Origin of the sequence: Marinobacterium sp. MBR-111 (assembly GCF_040547585.1) — a bacterium.
Classification (GTDB): Bacteria; Pseudomonadota; Gammaproteobacteria; order Pseudomonadales; family Balneatricaceae; genus Marinobacterium; species Marinobacterium iners.
The window spans coordinates 74,806-99,950 of sequence record NZ_JBEPQA010000005.1; the positions used below are offsets into that span (position 1 = coordinate 74,806).

The window sequence follows — 25,145 nt, forward strand, 5'->3', positions numbered from 1 at the left end:
GGGACACTCATTTGTATACGATAAAACTACCCAACCTACTGACGCTGCTTCGCATCGTCCTGATTCCAGTTTTCATACTGGTTTATTACCTGCCATATGCGTGGTCACCTTGGGCTGCATCCGCCATTTTTGGCCTGGCCGCGATTACTGACTGGTTTGATGGCTATTTGGCTCGGAAGCTTGATCAGGCTTCCCCCTTTGGGGCTTTTCTTGATCCTGTGGCAGATAAATTGATGGTGGCTGCCGCACTTGTAGTGCTGGTTGAGGTATTCGCTTCTCCTTTGGTCACTATTCCTGCAATTGTCATTATAGGGCGAGAAATTGTTATTTCGGCTCTGCGCGAATGGATGGCTGAACTCGGCGAGCGTGCCAGTGTGGCAGTATCAAATATTGGAAAAATCAAGACAACACTGCAGATGGTCTCGATTCTCATCTTGATAGCAATGCCGCTGTATAGTCCGCTTTCCTGGTTGGGAATTGTTGCGCTGTATGGTGCTGCGGCGCTGACACTATGGTCAATGGTGCTCTACCTGCACGCGGCATGGCCTCATCTGAGTGATGATATCTGAAGTAAGTGGTTAATATTTAAGCAAATTTTTTTCAGTATTATGGTTGACACCCCGCGGGATCTCTCTATAATACGCACCACTGTTGAGGCGCGGGAATAGCTCAGTTGGTAGAGCACGACCTTGCCAAGGTCGGGGTCGCGAGTTCGAGTCTCGTTTCCCGCTCCAATCTCAACGGTATGGCTGGATGGCAGAGTGGTCATGCAGCGGACTGCAACTCCGTGTACGCCGGTTCGATTCCGACTCCAGCCTCCATTCCTCTCAGGTGATTTTTTGACACCTGAGAGGAATGGAACCATACAAAAAACTTCCCCTCTTCGTTGTTAATGCTGTCAATATTCTGCACAGCTCTATATCTAATCAATTACTCTCTTTTTCGGCTTATCGATTCTGTCTGCTCCGCCTTGGTTTAAACGGGCAGGCGTACGCCTGCCCTCAGGCATTTATTTCCAGCGTCCAGGGGCGTAGCTGAATACAGGCAACGACCAGTGCCAGTATATGGCGGCTACACGCATCATGATGCCGGTGGCAAACGACAGTATTAGATTGAGATCATGATTTAATCCCATTTGCTCCAGCTGGAGATAAAGCAATGCAACCAGCAAAGAGATGCTTGCATAGAGTTCGTGTCGAAAAACTACAGGTACTCGCTGACACAGTACATCGCGCAGAATGCCCCCAAAAATACCCGTTATCATGCCTGCCATAACAACTATGGGTGTACTGTAGCCGAGCTCAAGGGCTACATTGCAGCCAATGATGGTGAATGCAATAAGGCCCATGGCGTCCAGCAGCAGGAAGATCTTGTGCAAATGATGCATGAAGCGGGCAATCAGCATGGTGATCAGTCCGGCTGAGACAGTCAGGTAGATGTACTCGGGGTGCTGTGTCCAGGAAACAGGAAAGTGTCCCAGTAGAATATCGCGAATGGTGCCACCGCCCAGGGCGGTGATGAAGGCGATAACACTTACGCCAAACATATCCATATTGCGACGGCCGGCAGCAAGTGCGCCAGACATGGCTTCTGCGGTAATGGCGAGAATGTAGATGTAGGTGAGCACGTGTAAACCTCCCGTTAGGGTGTTTATCCGCCTCTCCCTCTGTCCGGGTTACCTGAGAGTTTGCACGCTTTCGGCGTGTTGCCCCTTCGGTGGGTCAGTTCTGGCTGACCGCTCTCCAGTCGACGTAATATGTGTGTGGTCGCAGTACCTGAGCCTGAGCGATTATGGGAGTTTGCGCCTTCGGCGGGGCGTGAGCCCTCTCTCCTGCGAAGCGGCGATTATAGCTTGTGCAGGAAATAAGGCAACCGTCCAAATCAGCTGCGGCGTTTGATGTCGCGCATCAAGCTGGACAAGTCCAGTCCGGTATTGGCTGCAAGGGCATCGAGATCATGAAAGGCGGGGGGGAGGGAGCGTTGTTTGAGTTTCTGTTGCTGCTGATCTTCAATACGCTGTACGAGCATTTTGCGAACCTGTTCCAGTTGTTCAGGCTCCAGGTTCATTAAATAGGCAGGCAGTTCGGTTTCACTCATACCAATATAGTTCCTGACAAGTCAGTATCACGTTAGGTGTACATCCAGTACAGATTATAAAGAAGGTGTTGTATCCAGGTGGTGTGCAGCAAATAAAACTACGGATATCGATTGTATATAGGCCATAGGTCACCTGCAAGCCTTATTCGGGAGTGCAGATTAGGATCTTGCATGGATATCTTGGTGGCAATATAACGGGCGTGATTATGTGCAAAAACTATCAAAAGGGAGTTTGTTTTTAGAATCCAAGTGTTGTTTAAAGGGTTTCTTTACAGACTGACTGGTGCCCCGAACCGGACTCGAACCGGTACAGCCAAAGGCCGAGGGATTTTAAATCCCTTGTGTCTACCAATTTCACCATCGGGGCTTTGCGCGCTGATTAAGGGCTTGGTCTTTTCAATCAAAGCGTTGAGCGCGCATTCTCCCGTTGCTTGAATAAAAAGTCAAACGAAATACGCGCTCTGCTCCCTGGCTTAGGAGGTCTTGTGCATGCAACTGGCTGTATCCAGCATGCGATTAGAAAACCCCCACTCGTTATCATACCAGGCGAACACCTTAACCATGCTGCCAAGTACCTGAGTTTGAAGGCTGTCAAAGATTGTTGAGGCGCTGTGATGGTTGAAATCTATCGATACTAAAGGTGTTTTGTTGTACTCAATAATCCCTTTGCTGGCCTCGGCTGCACGTTTCATGATGGCGTTCACCTCTTCAACTGTAGTGTTGCGGTTGGCGGTAAAGGTCAGGTCAACCAGTGAAACGTTTGCAGTTGGAACGCGTACAGCAAGACCTGAAAGTCGGCCGTCGAGTTCCGGCAGCACCAACCCAACTGCCTTGGCGGCACCGGTCTTGGTTGGAATCATGGATAGAGCTGCCGCCCGTGCTCGATACAGGTCTGTGTGATACACATCAGTCAAGTGTTGATCGTTGGTGTACGAGTGGATGGTTGTCATGAGGCCTTGCTGGATGCCGATCGAATCGTTCAGAGCTTTTGCCATCGGGGCCAGGCAATTCGTTGTGCAGGATGCGTTTGAGACAACTTGATGTTCTGAGGTAAGTATCGATTCGTTAACGCCGAAAACAATAGTTGCATCGGCTCCCTTGGCTGGGGCAGAAACTAGTACCTTGCCGGCACCTTGCTGCAAATGAATACTGGCCTGTTCGCGGTCTGTAAATCGACCTGTGCACTCGAGCACAATATCAACGCCCAGTTCGCGCCAGGGGAGGGCGTGAGGATCTGGCTCACGCAGCATCGGAATAGAGTGCTCCCCTAGAATCAAACGATCCTTTTCGGCGCGAACTGGCCACATGAAGCGGCCGTGCACTGAGTCGTATTCAGTCAAGTGAGCACTGATTGTGCTGTCTCCAAGATCATTGATCGCCACAACCTCAAATTCCTGCTCGCGGCCACTCTCGTACAGGGCGCGCAGAATGTTGCGACCGATCCTGCCGTACCCGTTGATTGCAATGCGTATAGCCATGGTTGCTGCTCCTTTTTTATCGGCTTTACAGCATCTTAGATGAGTTTGGCTGATCGGGGTATGTGTGGCTTGCGTTTCCTGTCAGTGAGGCGTTAAATTGGCCTAACTCGATACATATCATTCAATACATATTGCGTACTATATGTCCAAAAAAAGCGATACACATGGCCGGGTCATTGAGGTGGCTGATCAACTCCTGGAAGAAGGAATCAGGCCCACACAGCAAAATGTACGCGAGAGGCTGGGTAGCGGTAGTCTGACGACGATCAATCGCGCTTTGAATGACTGGTGGCATACTCTTGCGCAGCGTATTTCTCGTCGAAATGAACACCCGCAACTGCCTGAACCGGTCCTGACTTTGGCCAATCAAACCTGGGATCGTGCTCTGGCTTATGCCGAGCATCAATTCGCTGAGCAAAAACGAGTGTTTGAGCAAAGGCAGCAGGAGTTGCTGCAGTCTGCACAGCAAAAAAACAGTGGTGGTGAGCGGGCTCTTTCTGATGCGCATAGTCAGAACGCAAGGCTGCTCGATCGTTGCGAGCAGCTGGCGCAGGAGAAACGTGAGCTTGAAAGGCGCGTATTTGAGCTGGAAGAGCAGCAGTTGAAGCTTACTGTGGAGCGCGATGCTGCTCAGCGTGAGGTGCGCCAACTGCAACATATGGGTGCCGAAAATGGCGGACATGCTGAGGCTATGATTGAGCTGAGGGTACGCTCGCGAATGCAGGAAGAGGAGCTTCAGCGTTTGCGCCAGCTTGGCGACCGGCTGAGCCAGGAGAATGCCCGGCTGAGGAATCGACTGGGTGAATGATCATAAAGCCTTTTAACTTGCCTCCCTAACGAATTGAAAATATGGAATTTTATTTATCCAGCGATGTTGGTGTACAGGAAGTGACAGAACGTCTGCGTGCCTGCTCGCCGGGTGATCAGGTGAGTTGCTCTGATGAGGCTCTGTTCGAAGTTGCCAAGGCTGTACTGGTGCGTGAGAAGCTTGCAGGGCTCACGATTCAGCTGCTGGATGCCGGCGATTATGTGTTGCGTACGGTCACCAGCCGTCGCAGGCACCAGGTTGAAAAGCTGGATCGATTCAATGATCGACAGGAGTCGGTGCTTAAGGCATTGGAACGTGTGCTGGCTCATTGTGATAAAGAAGGGATTCGACTGATCGGGTTCAGTGATGAGCTGGTTGCAGTGCCGGCTCATCTTGATAACAGCGCTTGTCTCTCGGCTGAGGCCGTAGATGTTGACACCTCTGGTGTTTATCGGGGCGCTGACAGTATAGGGGAATATACTAAAGGGTAATTCCTGAGTGGTGAGTTGGCAGGGTGGTTCTGGTATTCTTTCTGCGCGTTTCGATCAACACACGGGGGCTGATATGAGCGATACTATCCGCATATTGCTGGTTGATGATCACTCGATCGTCCGTGCTGGATTCCAGCATATGTTGTTGAAAGAAGAAGATATGGAGATTTTGGCAGAGGCTGAGAACGGTAGTCAGGCTGTTGAGCTGTATCGAGAGTTATCGCCGGACGTCGTTGTAATGGATCTCGCCATGCCTGCTGATAGTACGACTGTAGAGGCGACCTCGACGACTGGTGGTCTTGATGCCATCAAGCATATTCTGGCTATTGATCCCTATGCGCGTATTCTGGTGTTAACAATCTGGGAGGCCAGTCCTTACCCCGCGCGGGTGGCTGATGCGGGAGTGAAAGGCTATGTGACCAAGCGCTGTGCCCAGGATGAGCTTGTGCATGCTGTGCGTGAAATCTATTGTGGGCGCAGCTATTTTTCCAGGTCGGTTAGTGATCAGATTGGGCAAGACTCACATGTTCCGCCAGAGTATTCTCCTATTGCGCAGCTGACCCGACGTGAGCTGGAAATTTTTACACTTTTGGCTGAGGGGCGCAGCGTAAATGCCATCGCTGAAACTATATTTCTCAGCCCTAAAACAGTTCATGCGCACCGTGCCAATATTCTTCGCAAGCTGAGTCTCACCAATGGTTCCGAAATCATTCATCTCGCATTGAGGACCGGAATCATACAGGCCTGATCGGGTCTATACTGACTGTAAGCTTTTTGCTGCAAGAGGTGGTGGTTATGAGTCCGCATACTGGTGTCTCAACAGACTTTGTTGCCGACATGATGCTGGAGTCGCTTCAGCTCTGGAATGAGATTGATGTGGGCTCGCTGGTACAGCTTGAGGCTGATCTGATCGACCACAATACGCTCGTCTTGACGAGAGGGCATCTCTATGAGGTGCTGGCCAAGACTGATCTTTCTCCATTTCATCCCATGTTTGTCGTGCAGTCTGAGCTTACTGAAGAGCTAATTCAGTTGCATCCCGGTTTGATCTGCAATTATCTGCAAAATCCTCACGAGATATATCATGCATAAATAAGTACTTACTGATGCTCAATGGCTGTTCTTTTGGGATTATTTAACTTCGTATAATGTATATTATGTTAAATTATTTGTCTGGTTAGTCTCCGGTGGCTGTTCGGCTGTTATTTGTATTTTACCGTGAGATCGGTCTCATCTTACGGACTAAAGCCCAATCTCAGACAGCGCCTGGCCTACAGACTGATTCGCCCTGTTCTGCCAAAACGGTTAACTGTCGATAAGATGAGATCCTGCTTTTTCGAGAGCAAAACGCTAAGCAGAATTTTTGGGTGTGATTAAGGATTAATCACACCCGTGCGGAGAGTGCCGAAGATTTCAGTTTCGTGAGCTGAGTGTCGTTCCGTGCAAGCTCGTGACGATTTGTGATTGGCGTGATTCTGTACTGATCCGATCAGTGAAGAGTCTCATGTGGGTCTGGTAGCTGCTCCAGTAGCTTCTGCATCTCTTTGGCTGGCCAAAGGCAGTCCAACCCTCTCATGCCCTTGATGCTGCATGGATGTTCACAGAGGCTTGCGGAAATCGAGTATGGTGCCAAGTCAGTGATCTCTGTGCCGTCCCACGTAAATGATTCCAGGTCCCAGATCATGTTGCGTAATGTTCCTTGAACTGAGCGGCTGCACTGTGTGTCGAAGCTGAGTTCACTAAATGAACTCACGGCACGTTCCATCAACTCTGCAGGATAGCCCAGCTTTAGCATGGTGTTAGCCAGCATATCGCTGAACCAGAATGTCAGCTCCTTAAGCTCTTTTTGCGTCACGCACATCAATGCCAATGAGAACCGCGTCTGGTCGTGAGTAAGCACCAGGCACTGGCGGCGCTGGATTGTGGTGATATTGGCATGCCAGTCGCCTAGCACAGATGGCTGCTCTTCAGCTGAATCAGCGATTTCAAAGCCAGCCTTCTTGAGTTTTCCTGCCAACTTTTTTGTAACGTGGATTCTCAAGATAATTCTTCAACCATATGATTTATTTATAGTTTTGTTGATTTGCATATCGGAAACGACACGTGCGAAGCCTTGTGCGATCTGCGGGGGGATTACCCGGGTTGCTAAGGATTTTCATCATCTGATTCTGATGTGCTTCCGAACTGCCCATGACTGCATCATCTACGGCCTGCGGGAAATCTCCAAGAAAAGCCTGACCGGGCGAGTTGTTCCTGAGCTGATGCATCACCCTTTCATTCTCCCCTACTTTGTCTGCAACCGTGCGAGCGTAATTGAGCATGTCGTCATCAGTCAGATTGTCGGTGATAAACAGCTCATTCAGTCGCTGAAGGATGGTAGAAAGAAATTCCTCTTTCTTGTCTCGGGCTTTTGCTGAACCCATCTCGTTACCTGGCTCAAGGCCGTACTCGCCCTGGCCTTCTTTCAGCTGTAGATCTTGCTGTTTGATCTTTGAAAGGCGGTAATGGCTCAGCGTGACATTGCTGAGGTCGACATCGTCATCTTCATTGTCAGGCGGAACTGCGTTAGCTTTCGTGCTCACTACTCAGCGGGACCTGTGATTCCTGGATTTCCTTGAGTGATCTTCCATTCTTATCTGACCATTCCAGACGTCCATTCGCTGAGCGTCCGAGCACGACTCCTGCCGCGGTTGAAGGTGATGAAAAGCTATAGTCCTGGGTGAATTTTAAACGGCCATTCATTTCCGCAATGACCCCAGCTGCCAGCAGCTTGGCTCTCATCTGAGAAACGGAGGTTGGCACCGATGCCACCTCTTCAGGTGAGACATCAGTGCCCTCAAATACTGTAAAGCCCTGGGACGACTCTGTTCCCGATCCCTGTATGCCTTTTGTCGGGGCCTTGATATACAACCTTGTGGCTGGTGATGCCTTCTTGGAAGGTGGCTGCTCAAACGCATGGATACCCAGAACAGGCAGGATGCCCAGAATATGGTCGAGGAAAACCTCCATGTCAGCCTGGTCCGCCTCGGTCAGCGTTGGCTTGGATGGCGTTTGGATGTTATCCAGCGCCAGCCGCTTGGCTTCTTTGGCGATATCGACAAGGCGATGCTCAAGGTACTGCACATGTGCCTTGTTCAGCTGCCCTGCCGTCGATACGAAGAACACGCCACGGTTCCAGAAGTCCTTTTTGGCAAAGTGGCTCTCAAGGCGCGGCAAAACGGGATCGCCTTCCCCGATGTAGAGCATCTCACCATCGCCGACCTCTTCAGGCCCAAGCAGGAGGTAGACGCCTGTCTGCTTGAATTCATCACGGTTCTTGACGCGTGGCAGGTGTGAACGTGGAAATAGCACCGCCTTCCCTATCCAGTTTGAGCGCTCGACCAGCCGCAAGCCGTCTGGATCGCCATCCGTGACGAATATTCGGATTGAGAAAGGTGATTGTGACATAACGAATTCCTTTGGTTACCGTCTGCTTCGGTTGAGAGTGAACCCAGCGAGTGCACGATCAATGAAGTTGTCTTTGCCTGGTGCTGTTGAGGTGTTCCGAGTGCTGGTAAAGAGGTCTAGTGTGGACATGCTCGCTGGGTCGGGCATATTAGTTTTCGTCCACTCAATAGCCCTGTCTCTACGCGGATGGTAGAGCCAGTGAACATATGCTCGGGGCTATCGAACAAATATGATTTGAGCTGCTCTTTGAATGACTGCACGCCCTTTCCTGTATGCCCAAAAAAACAACCCAAGGTGGCACTAAAATCAATCCTGATCACCCCTGCACGAGCCTCATCTGTAGCAGGTTCATCAATGTGAAAGTGGCGCTCTGGGTGATCGAAGCCAATGATCAGCGGGAAACCATGAACCCAACCAATAACATCACCATATACCGACTCTACTCCTCCAGTGAGGGTGTTCAAAACTCTGTGTCAGCCAACCAGCCTTATAGGCTGATGTGATGTTCCAAGCGCCCTGGGAAGTGGATGGCCATCTGTGACAGCGTCAAGTTCCAGTTCTGCACGGGGTGCGTCCAGCGCTCAGAGGCCTTGAGTATACCGGCATAGAGCAGCTTGAGTAAGCTGTTCTCATTGGCGAAGCCGCCCTTGGTCTTGGTGAGCTTGCGGAACTGGCGGTGTACGGCTTCCACCGCGTTGGTGGTGTAAATCGCCTTGCGCACGTAATCGGGGTATTTGAAGTAGGCTGAGAGCGTGGGCCACTTGTCCCGCCAAGACTTGATCACCATGGGATATTTATCGCCCCACTTGGCTTCCAGGTCATCAAGCGCAAGTTCGGCGGCATTGAGTGTGGCAGCCTTGTAGACGGCTTCCAAGTCACGCTCACGCCAGGCTTGCAGCTCGGGTAGCAGCTTGTCGGTGACGGCGTTGATAGTGCCGTTGGAGAGCGAAACACCATACAGCTCGGCGATGTGCGTACGGATGTCCTGATAGCTGTTACCGAGTGCGAACAGGGCGATGATTTTACGTTCCAGTTCGTCAGTGAGGTGGGTCTGGTGCTTCTTGACGATCTGGGGCTCAAAGGTGCCGGCCCGGTCTCTCGGTGCGTCGAGCTCAAAGCTGCCAGTCGGTCCTTTCATGGTCTTGCGACTGGAACCGTTCTGGCGGTTAGCTGTGTCCTCCGAGGCTAAATGGGCCTCCAGCTCACCTTGCATGGCGGCTTCGGTGAGTTGCTTGATCAACGGGGTCAGGATACCGTCTTTGCCGGTGAGGTCTTTGCCCTCACGCAGGGCTTGAAGTGCGGCATCCATATCGAATGTAGGTTTGGTCATGAGTCATCTCTTTTCGGTTCAGTCTAAAGAAATGACGCAGAATTCTGAACACTACCGGATTTCGGTGTGTGATCAAGCCTTAACCAAGCGGTGCGCAGAGGGTCGAAGATTTCAGTTTCGTGGGCTGAGTGTCGTTTTCTCAGTCATAACCCAGCTTGAGCATGGTGTCACCCAGATGCGGTTGAGCCAGGCCATTGGCTTCTTTCAAGTAATTTAAATTCTTAGGTGTTTAATTTAATTAATTGATTTGTATGATTCAGAAATCTAATGCAGCTGAGAGTCAAGCCTCTTCAATAGCGTCTATCCGTGCTGCCAGAATGAAGTCATTTTCATGTAAACCGCCAATTTTGTGTGTCCATATCTCTACTTTGGTATAGCCCCAGCCGAAGCATATTTCAGGATGGTGCCCCACCTCCTCTGCCAGCTCTCCAACATGATCAGCAAAAGTCAGGGCGGTTTTGAAGTCGGGGAAAATGAACTCCCGGTGGATGCGACTCGCGTTGTCTGAAAGTGACCAGCCTTGTACTTGCTTAAGGTAATTTTCGGCATCCTTGCGTGTGAGCGCTGATGCTTCACCATGGCAAGGTATGCAGCGTTTTTCTGCCAGCAGCATGTCTGCTTCCCCATTAATTATGTGTCACTGGACTATAAAAGTGTAGACGCCAATCTGAAGTCATGCCGCAGTGGTCTGGGCCTGCTCTACTCCGCTTGCACTTTTTGCTAGTTCAGGGATAATCTTTTTATATAAGACTAATCTAATTTAAATATCAATTTTCAAGGCATCTTCTATCCATGACAATCATAAACTTTACCCCGGTCCCTGCACTGATCGGCGGGGCCTTAATCGGCCTCTCGGCTGCGTTTCTGCTGCTTGCAAAAGGTCGGGTGGCCGGCATTTCCGGAATTGCCGGCGGTATTATCTATCCCGAGTCCCGTGATGATATTGGCTGGCGTGTCGTGTTCATTCTTGGGTTGATTCTGGGGGGCTTCCTCTATCAGTGGTCGGGGCTGGGTGCTGGTGTGCAGCATATCGTAGCGGTTGCTGACAAGTCGGTGCTGATTATTGCGGGCCTGCTTGTGGGTATTGGTACACAGGTCGGTACGGGCTGTACCAGCGGTCATGGTATTTGTGGCCTTGCGCGCCGCAGTCCGCGTTCGCTGGTGGCTACTTTTTGTTTTATGGGCAGTGCGATAGTAACCGTGTATGTTGTGCGTCACCTTATGGGAGGTGCAGCATGAGTCAGTCCATGAAACAACTGCTGGCCGCACTTGCTGCTGGTGCGCTATTCGGCTTTGGTCTTGGCTTGTCACAGATGATTGATCCTACCAAGGTTACAAACTTTCTTGATCTGTTGGGCAGCTGGGATCCGTCTCTGGCATTCGTAATGGCTGGCGGTTTGCTGGTTAATGCGCTGCTGACGCCACTGATTTTGAAACAAAAGCGCCCGCTTCTGGCTGAATTTTTCAGGCTTCCAACCAAGGCTGAGATTGATAAACGTCTTGTTATTGGCGGTGTTGTGTTTGGTGTGGGCTGGGGGCTTGCAGGGTACTGTCCCGGACCGATGATTACATCATTGAGTTTTGCTGACAGCGATATTCTGACAGTCGTGATGGCGTTTGTGGTGGGTACATTCGCCGCTCGCTGGGTTCTTCACCGAAGCTCTTAATATCTATTATGCCGTGCCGGCCTGGTTCTCACGGAGCATCTCCATCAGCTCCAGTGCCGGCATGGGTTTGCCATATAAATAGCCCTGTGCATGCGGGCATCCAGCCTGTAGAAGCAATTTCTTCTGTTCTTCGGTTTCAACTCCTTCTGCGATAAGCTCCAGGTCCAGTTTATTTGCCAATGCAATGATGGCTTCGATAATGGCAAGATCGTTGGGATCCATTACTGAGTTTCGGACAAACGATTGGTCGATTTTCAGCCGGCATACCGGCAGCCGTTTGAGGTAGGTCAGTGATGAGTATCCGGTGCCAAAATCATCGATCGACAACAGTATTCCCATTTCCTTAAGCTGCTTTAGGGTTGGCACGGTCCTGGCTGTGTCCTGCATAATAAAGCCCTCGGTTACCTCCAGTTCAAGCCATTGTGGTTTACAACCAGTCTGATGCAGCACGCTTTGAACGGATTCAACCAAGTCAGCTTCGTGAATCTGTGCCCCCGCAAGGTTTACGGAGACCCTTCCCGGGTTGAAGCCAGCACGATACCACTCGACCTGTTGCTGACAGGCTTGTCGCATGACCTCGTTGCCCAGATCAATAATCAGCCGGGTTTCCTCGGCAATCGGAATGAATGCGCCTGGCATCAGGAGTCCCTTATCCGGGTGCTGCCAACGTACCAGTGCTTCGGTGCCCGTCATGTGGCCATTGCGCATATCGACCTGGGGTTGGAAATATACCCGCAGCTCCCCTTTTTGCAGTGCCTGTTTCAACCCTGCTTCAACTTCCATACGTTGCAGTGCTTGATCACTGAGGCTGGTATGAAAGTGCTGATACTGTCCGCCGCCCATCTTCTTGGCCAGGTACATGGCGAGATCGCTGTTGCGTGTCAGTGCTTGAGCGGTATTGCCATCCTGTGGGCATCGCGTGACTCCGATGCTGGCCCTAACGTCCAGATGATGTCCATGTTTGATGACGGGATCTGACAGGGCGGCCACAACGCGTGGCAGAAGTTCGTCTTCATGTCGGGTATCGGCACTGGCAGCCAGCAGCAGGAAAAATTCGTCACCGCCGTGCCGGAAAAGACGATCCCCCTTTCCAAGCAAAGCTTTAAGGCGGTCAGCCACGGTGATCAGTACCTTATCCCCGACAGGGTGTCCAAGGCTGTCATTGATCAGCTTGAAGCGGTCCAGATCAATATACGCCAGAGTGAAGTTGAGACTGTCGTGTACCGCTTGGCTAATGGCAAGTTCCAGCTGCTGATTGAAATTGAAACGATTAGGCAATCCAGTCAACGAATCGTGGTTGGCCTCATACTCAAACCGGTCGCGTTGCTCCTGCAACCCCAGTTGTGCCAATTCCAATGCGCGCGTGCGTTCATCAAAGGCTTCCGCAAGAGCTTCAAGTTCATCATGGGTCCCAAGAGGAGCGCAGGATGTGCGGCGAGTATCCTTCACTCTGCGATACAGTTCGATTATGGGTGAGGCTATCCCCTGCCCAATCCATGCTGCCAGTATGGCGGCTATCAAGGTCAGAATGATGCCAATGCCGACGAAGCGAGTTACAGTCGTTGTGATGACTGACTCGAATTGGGATTCAGGAATGCCGGTTTCAAGGCTTAAATCAAGTTGCTGAAGTAGTGGTGTGTCCACGGTCGGTCGCTGTCGACTGCTGATGTAATTGATGTTTTCATCATGGCCCAGGGTTAACACTGAAGTGTTTTCTGTATAGAGCCTCAGGAATCCTTCGTTTTCACGAAAGGCATGACGTGCGACCAGTTCACGCAGGTCGAAGGCTGCCAGCAGTGCACCCTGAGTTGTGTCGTAGAACTTGATTGGCGCAATGACGGTCATTTGTCGGTTGGCAGAGTCGTTATAGAGCGCAATTTCCCCCATCGAGAGAGCGGCTCTCAATTCTGTTGACTGGTTAAACTCAGGCAGCCAGTGTTCATCCTGATATACCGGCTGTCCATCAAAATCCAGCAGGGCTGCCGAGCGCATGGACGTCCCTGAAGAGAAGTTTGCCAACAATGGCGGTAAATCGGTGGTGCGAGCCTGACTGTCAATTAACCCATTCACCATGAAAGGGTTTTCCGCCAGTCTTGCGGTACCCTCAACTAGATAGGCAATACGGTTTTCCAGCTGGATCAATGACGAGTGAGCGCTTTCCCCTAGCCCTTTGTATGCCTGCTGATATAGCTCATTGCGTAAAATGTAGGCAACCGTGAAAGTAACGATGAGCATAACCAGCGCCACAAAGCCGCATATTGTCAGTGTCAGTTTGCGCTGAAGGCTGCGGTAATGCTTGGGTGGCTGGTCAGAGGTCAATAACTTCATGGTGTCCCCCTTTTGCTACCGGTTTGCCGATAGGCTGGCGCCAGGTGAAGCCTGAATTGCCCCGGCTGGTCAGGAGCTGTCGTTGAAAAATCCGATGCCACTCGTTCGCATGGTACTGCAGCGTTAAGTGCCTGCTTGATATTGTCGCTCAGTCCGGCCTCACACCGTGTTGCCGCGAATAGCAATATCCAGGTTGCGTCATGTGACTGCAAAAGCGTTGAAACTGACGCTGGTTCGTTGCCGTAACGGTCAGTATATGCCGCTATGATATCGTCTATTGTATTTCCATGGTGCCAGCTCTGAAGGCTGAGCAGATTGGGGGCGTTTGCCGAAACTGTCCAGTCTACTGCTGAGATCAGCAGTGGTGTATCAGGCTGATCTTCGTACCATTCCAGGCTCTGTTCAAGCAACTGGCTGTGTAGTACCAGAATAATAGCGTCTGTTGCTGTATTTTGTTGGATTTTAAGCTGTTGGGCTAATGGCTTTGTAGGGTCAAGCTTGATCTTTGAGTGGACCTCAAGGCCTGTTTTGATTGCCTCGGTTTCTATTGCGGCAGCAAGATCTTCACTCAGAGCTGTTGCTTCTGTCAGCAGCTGTACTGTGCTGATGTTTCGCTGGCTTAGCTCTTGTCCCAGCTGTTTGGCTATCTGGAATGATGATGGTGCAAGGTTGATCAAGCGACTGTCGGCTGAAAATAGCTCGGTGTGGCTCATCCATGGATTGAGTATGGGCGGCGATGCTTCTGTGATCATATGTTGGGCCTGGAAAGAGAGTGGCCCTACTCCCGCAATAATCCCGATCATGGATGGTTGGCGAGCAAAGTCATCCAGTGTTCGGTTTGAGCGTCCGATAAGGTTGCGATTGTCGCGGGTTATTACTCGAATATCCGGGATCAGAGTTGGATCTGCCCTGCGAAACCGCTCGACGGCCAACTCTGCACCACGCTTGATTTCCAAGCCAAGCTTAGGCGACACGGTGCTCAGGTCAGTGTCTACGCCGATAAGCCAGCGGTTCTTCTGTGGGTGCTGCAATGTGGCGTATTCGATAGTGTATGCAAGGATGTCGGCGCCGATGGTGGTTTCAAAGCGATCAGCAAGTGGTTGTACAGCGCGCTGAAACTGTATTCGCTCCGACTCGCTCAGTCGATGAATGTGAACGCCTGTGGCTGCAATTTCGGCCAGAAATTCGCTTTCCTGTCGTTCAGTTTCGGCGCGTTGCCAGGGTGTGATTGCGCGTGCCGTTTCAATCAGAAGGGTTTGCAGGTGTCCCGGTAGTTGGTTAAAGCGTTTTCCGCTGATGGCAAATATATAGGCCAGATACGCGTGCTCGCTCAGGGTTAGATCGGTTTGTGCTTCGTGTATGCCCATACTGTGAATCGCCACCAGAGGGTTTTCCTGACCATCCACTACGCCGTCAAGAAGTGCCTGGCGCGTTTCGTGAAAGTCTATCGGTACCGCTTCCGCGCCCATGAGGTTGAATTGATCACGCAGCAGGCGGCTTTTCATGATTCTGATGTTGAGGCCCGCAAAATCTGAAGGTTTCTTCAACGGCCGGTTAGCGGTGAAATGTTTGAATCCATTACCCCAAAAAGTAACGCCAACCATTTTGATTTTGTTCATTTTTTCCAAAAGCAGCCTGCCTGGTTCACCGTCCAGCATTGCATACATGTCTTCTCGCGTAGGCAGGAGGAAGGGCATGTCGGCGTATTGCATCTCAGGCAGTGCCACGCTGAGCTTGGCGGAGGGAATCAGTAGGAGGTCAAGCTCGCCGCGTCGGGCCATTTCCAGCATCTGGTGGTCATTTCCGAGGGCCTGGTTGGGGAAGAGCTGGATTTCAATACGCCCTTCTGTCCTGCGTTCGACCTCTTCCTTGAAGCGCATGGCTGCCAGATGGAGCGCACTGCGTTCGGGAATGTTATAGCCAAAGCGCAATACTTGGCTGCCAAGGCTGTTTTCTGCTTGCCTCTGTTGAACGGTGGTGTCTTGGTCGAGCGGCCATATGACCAACAATATCAGGACGAGCAGCAGTATAGCTACAGCAAGCAGGCTAAGGAGATGCTTCATGTTATGGGCCTTAGTGTCTGAACCTGCTCAATATACCGCAATATTGATAAGGATATATGTCACAGATCAGCCATCGCTGCTCCATGCTATTGCAGTACTAATTACGTATTAAGTATTAAAAATACAAATCATTCGGCAATCTCTATTCGGTCGCGACCATTATGCTTTGCTGTATATACGGCCTTGTCAGCCCGGCCGAGTGGCGCATCCACTTCATGATCCGTTTTAGTGATGACGGTTACACCGATACTGGTAGTAACGTGCAATGAGTAAATGTCTGCAAAACTGATTGCGGCTATGGCCAGCCTCAGTCTCTCAGCTAAAATCTTGGCGCCCTCCATGTCTGTACCTGGCAGGAGGACGGCAAACTCCTCACCTCCGATACGGCCAATAATATCGATCTGGCGCATTTGGGCAGCAGCCGTATCTGCGAAGGCTTTCAGTACGCGGTCACCGGTCGCGTGGCCAAACTGGTCATTGACCTGCTTAAAGTGGTCCAGATCTATCATCATCAGGCCGCAGCGCGTATTGAATCTGACGGCCCTTGCCCTCTCCTGCTCCAGGCGTTCCATGAAATAGCGCCGATTGGCAAGCCCGGTCAGCGCATCACTTGTCGCCAGTCGATGCAGTTCCTGCTCACGCAGTTTCTGGCTTGTAATGTCCTGCACCATTCCGGTGGCCCGTAAAACTCCGGTTTCATCGTGCTCGAAATCAGCCATTTCACGTACCCAGCGGACCTCTCCTCCAGCAACAACGCGGTGCTCAAGATCGTAACGACCGCCTTGTATGGCATTGTGCCAAGTGCTGTCGACGAGCTCGCGGTCGTCCGGGTGGACTCGGCTGATAAACAGAGCATAGTCTGGTGTTTGCTCCGGTGTAACCGAAAAAATGCGGTAGGTTTCTTCCGACCAGGTAAGAGACTGATCAGCAAAGTGATACTCCCAGCTGCCTACAGCGCCTATTCGTTGCGCCCTTCTCAAGCTGCGTTCACTTTCTTTAAGGGCTTCTTCAGCGCGGTGCTGCGCTGTAATATCAAGCAATACCCCATTCAGCATCTGCACACCATCTGCAGAGCGGGATGCACGGCACCGGTCTTCTATCCAGCGCCACTGGCCGTTATTGTGCTGCAGTCGATAACGCCTGCGAATGCCCTTTGTCGGCCATTGCGTCCAATCCAGCGTCTGGCGAACATACTCACGATCGTGTGGATGAATATGCTCACTCCACCAGTGGTCGTCCCCAATAATATGCTCTGGATGATAGCCAAGCAGATGTGTGCAGTTGGGTGATATGTAGTCAAGTGAAGTGCCGGGAATGCGAAGGCTGTAGGTAACGACAGGAGAATCGCTCAGCAGGCTGGTGAGTTGCAGCTGTGCCTGCTCCGCCTCCGCGGCGGCAGCATTCACGCGCTGTTGCATCATTTCTCTCAGCCGGCGCAGCAAAAGCAAAAGCAGCAGCTGGGTCAGCATATAGGCCCCTGCTGTAATCAGGATCAGAAGTTGCTGAGCGCGCTGCTCTTCATGCCAGAGTTCGGTTATATCCTGCCAGCTGATGATAATACCAGGGGGTGGCAGGGCTGATCTCTCTGTTTGACTGCTGTAATCCTGTAGTGGGAAGCGTGCCAGACTGTATATACGGCCTTCCCAGTTCAATATCTCAACACCGCCCTGCCGACTCAGCTCATCAAATGAAAGCTCTGAGTGCTGCATCCATTGGGTGAAGCGATCTGAGGTTGTGGCTTCTATGTAACAATCGCAAGCTGATACAGGTTTTGGCTTGAACTCGTCCCAGACAGCCCGCTCAACATCCTTTCGATTTAGCAACAGGGTCAGCTCGGAATCCAGCATGGGTGCCAGCCGGCTCAATACACTGTCAACCGAAGCGCCTGCCTCGAGTGCTCCGACCTGCACCCGCGTTCCATCCTGGCGGGTGTACCACACAGGCGTGACACCACGAATACCAGAGTAGACGCGTCCAATTTCAAAGCCAGTCTGGGGCTCACCTGTGTGATTGGTGTTTACAATGATGGGACGGATGGATGAAAGGTCGTCGCCAAAATGATCTGGGGCATGGACGCGCAGATAGGATTTTGCAGGTGGCAGGTGGAAGTGCAGCTGGCGTAGTGCATATTGCTCCTGCATCTGTTGCCACGCAGGGGCTACTCGATCAAACAGGGCCTGTCGCAAGCGTGCCGCTTCTACGCCGCCCTTGCCTCCACCTTCTATCAGTACCATGCGAGATCCATGGTAGAACAGTTCCTGAACTGCCGGGTCGGCCGCTACCATGGAGGCCAGCAACATCATTTTGTTTTCCTGCTCATGCAGCATCAGTTCAAAACTTTGTTGCAGCGAGTCAGCCTTGCGATCCAGTTGTTGCTGAAATAGATTCTGGCGTTCATTCAGACTGTAAACTGTCATGCCAAAGAAGATCAGCAGCAATAAGAGGCTGGAGGTGATCAGAAGTGCGCGAAAAGAGATGGTTCGCATAACGGACGCAGGGGCCTTGAGGGGTATCTTTAAACAGACAGTTTACCAGATGGAACGTAAGTTACGACCGTATGAGGACTTATTGAGTAATCAAAACAGAAAAGGCAGCCTTGTGGCTGCCCTTGTTAGGTCACTCAAGCTGCTCAGCTGTGCTGAACCAGCCCGTGGCTGTCCATGATGCCTTCAATTTCAGACAGGCTGGCCGGGTCATCGATGGTAGACGGTACAGTGTATTCCTGACCATCCGCGATCTGGCGCAGCAGCTTGCGCAGGATCTTGCCGGAACGAGTTTTGGGCAGGCGTTGTACCACGATGGCACGGTTGAAGCAGGCGATCGGGCCGATCTCCTTGCGTACCATTGCGACCAACTCCCTTTCAAGAGCAGCTTCGTCCACATCGACGCCATCCTTGAGTAAGACGAGACCAATAGGGGCCTGTCCTTTAAGTGCGTCATTGATACCGATGACGGCGCATTCGGCAACTGCAGGGTGATCCGCAACGATCTCTTCCATTTCACCGGTAGACAAGCGATGGCCTGCTACGTTAATGACGTCATCAGTGCGACCCATGATGAACACATAGCCGTCTTCATCCTTATAGCCGCCATCACCAGATGTGTAATAGCCCGGGAAGTCAGACAGGTAGCCGGCTCGGAAGCGCTCATGATTGCCCCAAATGGTCGGCAGGCAGCTCGGTGGCAGTGGCAGCTTGATGGCAATTGAGCCCTGCTCGCCTGCCGGCATCTGATTACCTTCTGAGTCCAGAATCTGCACATTGAAGCCTGGCACCGGCAAGGTGGCAGAACCCGGCTTGGGCTCTTTTTGCTCGATGCCCATCAGGTTGCCGCAAATGGCCCAGCCGGTTTCGGTCTGCCACCAGTGATCGATGACCGGTTTGCCAGTTTTTTCAATGGTCCAGTGGTAGGTTGGTGGATCAAGGCGCTCACCTGCCATGAAGATGATCTCAAGACTGGACAGGTCGTACTTGCTGATCTCTTTGGCGTCCGGATCTTCTTTCTTGATGGCGCGGAACGCTGTCGGCGCAGCAAACAGAGCCTTGATCTTGTACTCTTCACAAAGGCGCCAGAATGCACCGGCATCCGGTGTGCGTACGGGCTTGCCTTCGTAAACAATAGTGGTTGCACCCGCCAGTAGTGGTGCGTAGACAATGTAGGAGTGTCCTACAACCCAGCCGACATCGGACGCGGCCAAAAATGTATCGCCGGCGTCGATGTTGTAAATCGCCTTCATGGAGTATTTCAGCGCGGTAGCGTGACCACCATTGTCACGCACTACGCCCTTGGGCTTGCCTGTTGTGCCTGAGGTATAAAGGATGTAAAGCGGGTCGGTCCCTTTTACCGGCACGCAATCGGCCGGCTCGGCAGCCGCGATCGCCTCTTCCCAGTCCAGATCGCGACCGGCAATCAGGCTGGCTTTTGCCTGCGGACGCTGCAGTATGATGCACTTTTCAGGCTTGTGAGCAGATTGCTCGATCGCCTCGTCCAACATTGGCTTGTATTCGATGATTTTCGAGACTTCAAGACCACAGGAAGCTGTTACTACCACCTTAGGCTCAGCATCATCTATGCGAACTGCAAGCTCGTGAGGAGCAAAGCCACCGAATACCACGGAGTGAATTGCCCCCAGTCGTGCAACCGCATACATGGCGATCAGGGCTTCTGGCACCATTGGCATATAGATTACAACGCGATCGCCCTTCTCCACGCCCTGCGCCTTGAGCACCCCGGCGAATAGTGCCACCTGATCACGCATTTCGCGATAGGTCAGCTGGCGCTTGGTATTGCTGACCGGTGAATCATAGATGACAGCCAATTGGTCACCACGGCCATTTTCGACATGATGATCCAGTGCCATATAGGCAGTGTTCATTTCGCCATCCGCAAACCAGCGGTCAATGCCGTTTTCATCCTTGGACAGGATGGTTTGGGGCTGTTTGAACCAGGGCAGGTCTGCCGCCTTTTCGGCCCAGAAAGCTTCTGGGGTTTCAACAGACTTGGTGTACTCTGCATGGTAAGACATCGCAGCGGCCTCTAACTCTCGGGTTGGTGAATAGCTCAGGAGGTTTATAGTTGTATTGTTGACAGTCCCTGAGACAGGTGGCGACACTTTAGCGAAAGTTCTTGCCGAGTAAACTAAGACAAAAGGCGTAAACAGCTACTTCAATAAAGGCCGTGGGGCCGTAAAGCGAGCCATGCTGCAGGCTTCGGTAAAATTGATGCTGATCACATATGAAACGAATAGTCTCAAAGTGTCGACATGGTGTCACCAAATAGGGGTAAATACCTATCAGCAATGAAAGACACTAAAAAAACCCGCACGGCGGGTGCCGGGCGGGTTCTTCAATCCAGTTTTGCGTTACATGTCGCTGGTCTGGACCGGGATGGCTGACTTCATGCCAGTCAGCTGGTTTCGAGCGCGCAGTTCATCATCGGTAATGCCGACGCCGTTATCCGACTTGGCATTCTCGAAGTAGCACAGAGTTGGCTGGTAGCCTTCCGCTTCCTGTTCGTCCAATTGGACGTAGGAACAGACAATCAGCAGATCGCCTTTCTGAGCCTTGTGCGCGGCCGCTCCGTTGACAGAAATGACGCCACTGCCATTTTCAGCCCTGATGGCATATGTGGTGAAGCGTTCGCCGTTGTTGATGTTGTAAATATGGATCATTTCATATTCACGAATGCCGGATTTTTCCAGCAGTTCACCATCGATGGCACATGAACCTTCATAATGAAGCTCTGCATGGGTAACAGTTACCCGGTGCAGTTTCGCTTTCAAGAATGTCTGCAGCATACTGAAAACCTGCGTCTTCTCTCTGTATGACCGGCTTGCCGGTACTCATTAACACCGCTCTCTGGTATCTGTGATACCGGACGTCCGTCCGCGGCTAACCCCTTCACTGAATAGGCAAAATGATCCCACAGGTTCCGGCTGGAAGTCTGAGGGTGCCATGGAGGGGATGGACGTCGAATTGGTCCTGAGAAACAGCGATCTGAAAAAGCGGGTGCATTCTAGCACGTTTGTTTCAAATTATAAGTGCGCGTTCAGGAAAATTTATGCAACGCAGCAATCTCAAAATATTTTCAATACTGTATGACAAGCCCTCAGGCAAAGCGCCCTCTGTTTGGACTACAATGGCGCTCTCTCAAAGGTTATTGCAATGGATGTACACGTGAACAACAAAAATCTGCACACACAGCTCAGCCAGTCACTGAACCAGCGTATCCTGATGCTTGATGGCGGCATGGGCACCATGATCCAGGAGCGCAAGCTGTCTGAGGCGGATTACCGTGGCGAACGCTTTGCCGATTGGCACCTGGACGTCAAGGGCAACAACGACCTTCTGGTACTGACTCAGCCGGATTTCATTCGCGACATTCATATCGCCTACCTTGAGGCGGGCGCGGACATTATCGAAACCAACACCTTCAACGCTACCCGCATCGCCATGGCGGACTACGAGATGGAGGTGCTGACCCGCGAAATCAACGTGGCTGCTGCCCGCCTGGCACGCGAGGCGGCTGACAGGATAACAGCCCAAACCCCTGATCGCCCTCGCTATGTAGCCGGGGTGCTGGGTCCGACTAACCGTACAGCGACCATTTCACCGGATGTAAACGATCCAGGTTATCGCAATGTGACCTTTGATGAGCTGGTAGAGGCCTACACCGAGTCCATCGACGGTTTGCTTGAAGGTGGCATCGACATCATTCTGATCGAAACCATTTTTGACACCCTAAACGCTAAAGCGGCGATCTATGCCATTGAGCACTACTTTGAGCAGCATGATATTCGCCTGCCGGTGATGATTTCCGGCACCATCACCGATGCCTCCGGGCGTACGCTTTCCGGCCAGACCACCGAAGCCTTCTGGAACTCGGTACGTCACGCCCGCCCGATCAGTATTGGGCTCAACTGCGCTTTGGGGCCGAAAGAGCTGCGCCAGTATGTGGAAGAGCTGTCTCGGGTAGCCGACACCTTCGTATCCGTGCACCCCAATGCAGGCCTGCCCAATGCATTCGGCGAGTATGACGAAACGCCCGAACAGATGGCAGACGAAATCCGCGAGTGGGCACAATCCGGTTTTGTGAATATCGTTGGTGGCTGCTGCGGTACTACGCCGGAACATATCCGCGTCATTCGCGAAGCACTGCTGGATCAGGCGCCACGGAAAATTCCTGAACTGGCTGTCGAGTGTCGCCTGTCCGGTCTGGAGCCGATGAATATTGGTGCCGATACCCTGTTCATCAATGTGGGTGAGCGCACCAATGTCACCGGCTCGGCCAAGTTCCGTCGCCTGATTAAGGAGGGTGACTACGAAACAGCACTTGAAGTGGCCCGCCAGCAGGTGGAAAACGGTGCCCAGATCATCGACATCAACATGGATGAAGGGATGCTGGATGCCGAAGCCGCGATGAACCGCTTCCTGAACCTGATCGCCTCTGAGCCTGACATCTCACGGGTGCCGATCATGCTCGACTCCTCCAAGTGGCATGTTATGGAGGAAGGGCTCAAGCGCATTCAGGGCAAGGGTGTGGTCAACTCGATCAGCCTCAAGGAAGGCGAAGAGAACTTCATCGCACAGGCGCGCAAGATTCGTCAGTACGGTGCCGCTGTAGTGGTCATGGCGTTTGATGAGTCCGGGCAGGCTGATACCTACAAACGCAAAATCGAAATCTGTGAGCGTTCCTACCGTGTGCTGGTGGACAAGGTGGGGTTCCCGCCGGAAGACATCATCTTTGACCCCAATATCTTCGCCATTGCCACCGGGATCGAAGAACACGACAACTACGCCAACGATTTCATCAATGCGACTGGCTGGATCAAGCAGCACCTGCCCTACGCCAAGGTGTCCGGTGGTGTGTCCAACGTTTCCTTCTCATTTCGCGGCAACGACAAGGTGCGTGAAGCGATTCACTGTGTCTTCCTGTACCACGCCATTAAAAACGGCATGGATATGGGTATCGTTAATGCCGGCCAGCTGGCGATCTATGATGACCTGCCGGAAGATCTGCGCGAGCATGTTGAAGACATCGTTCTGAACCGACGCGCAGACGGCACCGAGCGGATGCTTGAGCTGGCGGAGAAATACCGGGGCGGCGCCTCCGAATCATCGGTCAAACAGGATCTTGAGTGGCGCAGCTGGGAGGTCAACAAACGGCTTGCCCACGCACTGGTCAAAGGTATTGCTGACTATGTCGAAGAGGATGTGGAAGAGTGTCGCCACCTCTATGAGCGCCCGCTGCAGGTAATTGAAGGTCCGCTGATGGATGGCATGGGCATCGTGGGCGACCTTTTCGGTGCCGGCAAAATGTTCCTGCCCCAGGTGGTCAAGTCCGCTCGCGTGATGAAAAAGGCTGTTGCCTACCTTATGCCTTTCATAGAAGAGGAAAAGGCTGACAATGCCAGCAGCTCCGCCGGCAAGGTGATCATGGCCACCGTGAAAGGTGACGTTCATGACATAGGCAAGAATATCGTTGGTGTCGTTCTGCAGTGCAATAACTTCGAAATCGTTGACTTGGGTGTAATGGTACCTTCGGAAAAGATTCTGCAGGCCGCCCGTGAACACAACGCCGATATTATTGGCCTCTCCGGTTTGATCACCCCGTCTCTGGACGAAATGGTACATGTGGCAAAAGAGATGCAGCGCCAGGGCTTTACCATTCCGTTGATGATTGGCGGTGCCACTACCTCCAAGGCGCATACGGCGGTGAAGATTGAACCCAACTACAAGAACAATCAGGTCGTGCATGTTACCAACGCTTCGCGCTCTGTTGGTGTTGCTTCATCGCTGCTGTCAGAGACAAAAAGAATTAATTTCATCAAAGAGATACAGGATGAATATCAGGCAGTACGCGAACGTCACGCAGCGCGCCAGAATGATCAGCGCCGAGTAACACTGGAAGCCGCCCGTGCCAACCGTCAGCCGATCGACTGGAGTGATTACACCCCCGTCGCGCCAGCCAAACCAGGTATTCATGTGTTCGAGGACTATGACCTGGAGGAGTTGAGCCATTACATTGACTGGACGCCCTTCTTCCAATCATGGGAGCTGGCCGGGCGTTTCCCGCGCATTCTGGATGATGAAATTGTCGGTGAAGAAGCACGCAAGCTGTATGAAGATGCCAAACGGATGCTGCGCGATATCATCGACAACAAAAAGCTGCGCGCCCGTGGCGTTATCGGCCTGTTCCCCGCCAACAGCCGCAACGCGGATGACATCGAAATCTATACCGATGATACGCGGGACCAGGTTCGCATGCGCGTGCACCACCTTCGTCAGCAGACGCAAAAAGTAGAGGGACGCTACAACCATTGTTTGGGTGACTATGTTGCTCCCCATGACTCGGGTGTTGACGACTACATCGGCGCATTTGCGGTCACGGCTGGCATCGGTATCGATAAAATGATCGCCGAGTTTGAAGCTGATCACGATGACTATAACAGCATCATGGTCAAGGCCCTTGCTGACCGCTTGGCTGAAGCTTTTGCCGAGTGCATGCACAAGCGTGTTCGCACCGAGTTTTGGGGCTATGCCGCCGATGAAAACCTCGACAATGATGCACTGATTCGTGAGCAGTATCAGGGTATTCGCCCTGCTCCGGGCTACCCGGCCTGCCCCGACCATACTGAAAAGGCTCTGCTGTGGGAGCTGCTGGATGTGGAGCATAACGCAGGCATGACGTTGACCGACAGTTTTGCCATGCTGCCGACCGCAGCGGTCAGCGGCTGGTATTTCAGCCATCCTGATGCGCGATACTTCGGCGTTGCCAAAATTGGTGAAGACCAGGTCGAAAGTTATGCCAAGCGCAAGGGGATGAGCATGGATGAGGCCGAACGTTGGCTGGCACCCAATCTGGGCTATGAGCCGGAACAGAGCTGACCCCTCGTTTCGCACTAACCTGACAGGCTTTCCGGCCGGGCCTGTCAGGT

The 25,145-nt window shown here is 52.2% G+C and carries 21 protein-coding genes, 3 tRNA genes and 2 riboswitches; of the genes, 10 read left to right on the plus strand and 14 right to left on the minus strand.

Going from position 1 to position 25,145, the window contains the following annotated elements; translation table 11 throughout:
- Nucleotides 1-20 precede the first annotated feature (20 nt).
- From pgsA to ABIE61_RS05110, 3 genes are all read left to right on the plus strand, one after another.
- Nucleotides 21-569, plus strand: coding sequence for a CDP-diacylglycerol--glycerol-3-phosphate 3-phosphatidyltransferase (gene pgsA / locus ABIE61_RS05100; protein ID WP_091824538.1), 549 nt, complete (start codon nt 21-23; stop codon nt 567-569).
- A gap of 89 nt (nt 570-658) precedes the next feature.
- Nucleotides 659-734 (plus strand) — tRNA-Gly (locus tag ABIE61_RS05105).
- 13 nt (nt 735-747) lie between these two features.
- Nucleotides 748-821 (plus strand) — tRNA-Cys (locus ABIE61_RS05110).
- Between the two features lie 188 nt (nt 822-1,009).
- Here the strand turns inward: ABIE61_RS05110 and ABIE61_RS05115 are convergent.
- The 4 genes from ABIE61_RS05115 to gap all read right to left on the minus strand — a co-directional run bounded on the left by ABIE61_RS05115 (nt 1,010) and on the right by gap (nt 3,575).
- Nucleotides 1,010-1,627, minus strand: a complete 618-nt coding sequence (locus ABIE61_RS05115) for a trimeric intracellular cation channel family protein (protein WP_091824066.1) — start codon at nt 1,625-1,627, stop codon at nt 1,010-1,012.
- Nucleotides 1,628-1,656: 29 nt separating this feature from the next.
- Nucleotides 1,657-1,756: riboswitch (glycine riboswitch) on the minus strand.
- A gap of 3 nt (nt 1,757-1,759) precedes the next feature.
- Nucleotides 1,760-1,844: riboswitch (glycine riboswitch) on the minus strand.
- Nucleotides 1,845-1,881: 37 nt separating this feature from the next.
- A complete protein-coding gene (locus tag ABIE61_RS05120) occupies nt 1,882-2,097 on the minus strand; it encodes a hypothetical protein (RefSeq protein ID WP_206841686.1) in 216 nt (71 codons plus the stop codon).
- A 281-nt stretch (nt 2,098-2,378) separates the two neighbouring features.
- Nucleotides 2,379-2,464 (minus strand) — tRNA-Leu (locus ABIE61_RS05125).
- Nucleotides 2,465-2,570: 106 nt separating this feature from the next.
- On the minus strand, nt 2,571-3,575 hold the full coding sequence (gene gap, locus ABIE61_RS05130; RefSeq protein ID WP_354407330.1) for a type I glyceraldehyde-3-phosphate dehydrogenase: 1,005 nt from the start codon (nt 3,573-3,575) through the stop codon (nt 2,571-2,573).
- A 181-nt stretch (nt 3,576-3,756) separates the two neighbouring features.
- Here gap and ABIE61_RS05135 point away from each other — a divergent pair, with 181 nt between their 5' ends.
- From ABIE61_RS05135 to ABIE61_RS05150, 4 genes are all read left to right on the plus strand, one after another.
- Nucleotides 3,757-4,383: a DNA-binding protein gene (locus ABIE61_RS05135; protein WP_354407333.1), complete on the plus strand. Its 627-nt coding sequence runs from the start codon at nt 3,757-3,759 to the stop codon at nt 4,381-4,383.
- A 41-nt stretch (nt 4,384-4,424) separates the two neighbouring features.
- Nucleotides 4,425-4,874, plus strand: coding sequence for a response regulator (locus ABIE61_RS05140; protein WP_354407335.1), 450 nt, complete (start codon nt 4,425-4,427; stop codon nt 4,872-4,874).
- Between the two features lie 73 nt (nt 4,875-4,947).
- Complete coding sequence (locus ABIE61_RS05145) at nt 4,948-5,622, plus strand: response regulator (protein WP_354407337.1); 675 nt, start codon at nt 4,948-4,950, stop codon at nt 5,620-5,622.
- A gap of 47 nt (nt 5,623-5,669) precedes the next feature.
- Complete coding sequence (locus tag ABIE61_RS05150) at nt 5,670-5,966, plus strand: hypothetical protein (RefSeq protein ID WP_354407339.1); 297 nt, start codon at nt 5,670-5,672, stop codon at nt 5,964-5,966.
- A 397-nt stretch (nt 5,967-6,363) separates the two neighbouring features.
- Here the strand turns inward: ABIE61_RS05150 and ABIE61_RS05155 are convergent, their stop codons facing one another.
- The 5 genes from ABIE61_RS05155 to ABIE61_RS05175 form a co-directional block, all read right to left on the minus strand.
- A complete protein-coding gene (locus tag ABIE61_RS05155; protein WP_354407340.1) occupies nt 6,364-6,915 on the minus strand; it encodes a DUF6933 domain-containing protein in 552 nt (183 codons plus the stop codon).
- Nucleotides 6,916-6,937: 22 nt separating this feature from the next.
- On the minus strand, nt 6,938-7,456 hold the full coding sequence (locus tag ABIE61_RS05160; RefSeq protein WP_354407342.1) for a hypothetical protein: 519 nt from the start codon (nt 7,454-7,456) through the stop codon (nt 6,938-6,940).
- Entirely contained in the window at nt 7,440-8,321 is an 882-nt protein-coding gene (locus tag ABIE61_RS05165; protein WP_354407345.1) for a GIY-YIG nuclease family protein, read from the minus strand. Before ABIE61_RS05165 ends, ABIE61_RS05160 begins: the two co-directional genes overlap by 17 nt.
- A 487-nt stretch (nt 8,322-8,808) precedes the next feature.
- The gene (locus ABIE61_RS05170; protein WP_354407347.1) at nt 8,809-9,651 is read right to left on the minus strand and encodes a transposase; all 843 of its coding nucleotides are present in this window, start codon (nt 9,649-9,651) and stop codon (nt 8,809-8,811) included.
- Nucleotides 9,652-9,931: 280 nt separating this feature from the next.
- The gene (locus ABIE61_RS05175; protein ID WP_354407350.1) at nt 9,932-10,264 is read right to left on the minus strand and encodes a 4a-hydroxytetrahydrobiopterin dehydratase; all 333 of its coding nucleotides are present in this window, start codon (nt 10,262-10,264) and stop codon (nt 9,932-9,934) included.
- Nucleotides 10,265-10,443: 179 nt separating this feature from the next.
- Between ABIE61_RS05175 and ABIE61_RS05180 the strand changes: the two genes are divergently transcribed.
- Together ABIE61_RS05180 and ABIE61_RS05185 are read left to right on the plus strand one after the other, a co-directional pair.
- Nucleotides 10,444-10,890, plus strand: a complete 447-nt coding sequence (locus tag ABIE61_RS05180) for a YeeE/YedE family protein (protein ID WP_354407353.1) — start codon at nt 10,444-10,446, stop codon at nt 10,888-10,890.
- Between the two features lie 8 nt (nt 10,891-10,898).
- The gene (locus tag ABIE61_RS05185) at nt 10,899-11,318 is read left to right on the plus strand and encodes a DUF6691 family protein (RefSeq protein ID WP_354407356.1); all 420 of its coding nucleotides are present in this window, start codon (nt 10,899-10,901) and stop codon (nt 11,316-11,318) included.
- A gap of 6 nt (nt 11,319-11,324) precedes the next feature.
- On the opposite strand, the gene ABIE61_RS05190 is transcribed toward ABIE61_RS05185, so the two are convergent.
- From ABIE61_RS05190 to panD, 5 genes are all read right to left on the minus strand, one after another.
- Nucleotides 11,325-13,646 carry a putative bifunctional diguanylate cyclase/phosphodiesterase gene (locus tag ABIE61_RS05190; protein ID WP_354407358.1) on the minus strand — a complete coding sequence of 774 codons (2,322 nt, stop codon included), beginning with the start codon at nt 13,644-13,646 and terminating at the stop codon, nt 11,325-11,327.
- Nucleotides 13,643-15,709 (minus strand): DctP family TRAP transporter solute-binding subunit, encoded by a 2,067-nt coding sequence (locus ABIE61_RS05195; protein ID WP_354407360.1) that lies wholly within the window; start codon nt 15,707-15,709, stop codon nt 13,643-13,645. Before ABIE61_RS05195 ends, ABIE61_RS05190 begins: the two co-directional genes overlap by 4 nt.
- Nucleotides 15,710-15,837: 128 nt before the next feature.
- The gene (locus ABIE61_RS05200; protein WP_354407362.1) at nt 15,838-18,195 is read right to left on the minus strand and encodes a sensor domain-containing diguanylate cyclase; all 2,358 of its coding nucleotides are present in this window, start codon (nt 18,193-18,195) and stop codon (nt 15,838-15,840) included.
- Between the two features lie 143 nt (nt 18,196-18,338).
- Nucleotides 18,339-20,273 (minus strand): propionyl-CoA synthetase, encoded by a 1,935-nt coding sequence (locus ABIE61_RS05205; protein ID WP_354407537.1) that lies wholly within the window; start codon nt 20,271-20,273, stop codon nt 18,339-18,341.
- Nucleotides 20,274-20,570: 297 nt separating this feature from the next.
- Entirely contained in the window at nt 20,571-21,005 is a 435-nt protein-coding gene (gene panD, locus ABIE61_RS05210; protein WP_091824107.1) for an aspartate 1-decarboxylase, read from the minus strand.
- 367 nt (nt 21,006-21,372) lie between these two features.
- On the opposite strand from panD, the gene metH reads away from it, so the two are divergent.
- Nucleotides 21,373-25,095 (plus strand): methionine synthase, encoded by a 3,723-nt coding sequence (gene metH, locus ABIE61_RS05215; RefSeq protein ID WP_502915035.1) that lies wholly within the window; start codon nt 21,373-21,375, stop codon nt 25,093-25,095.
- Nucleotides 25,096-25,145: the final 50 nt, after the last annotated feature.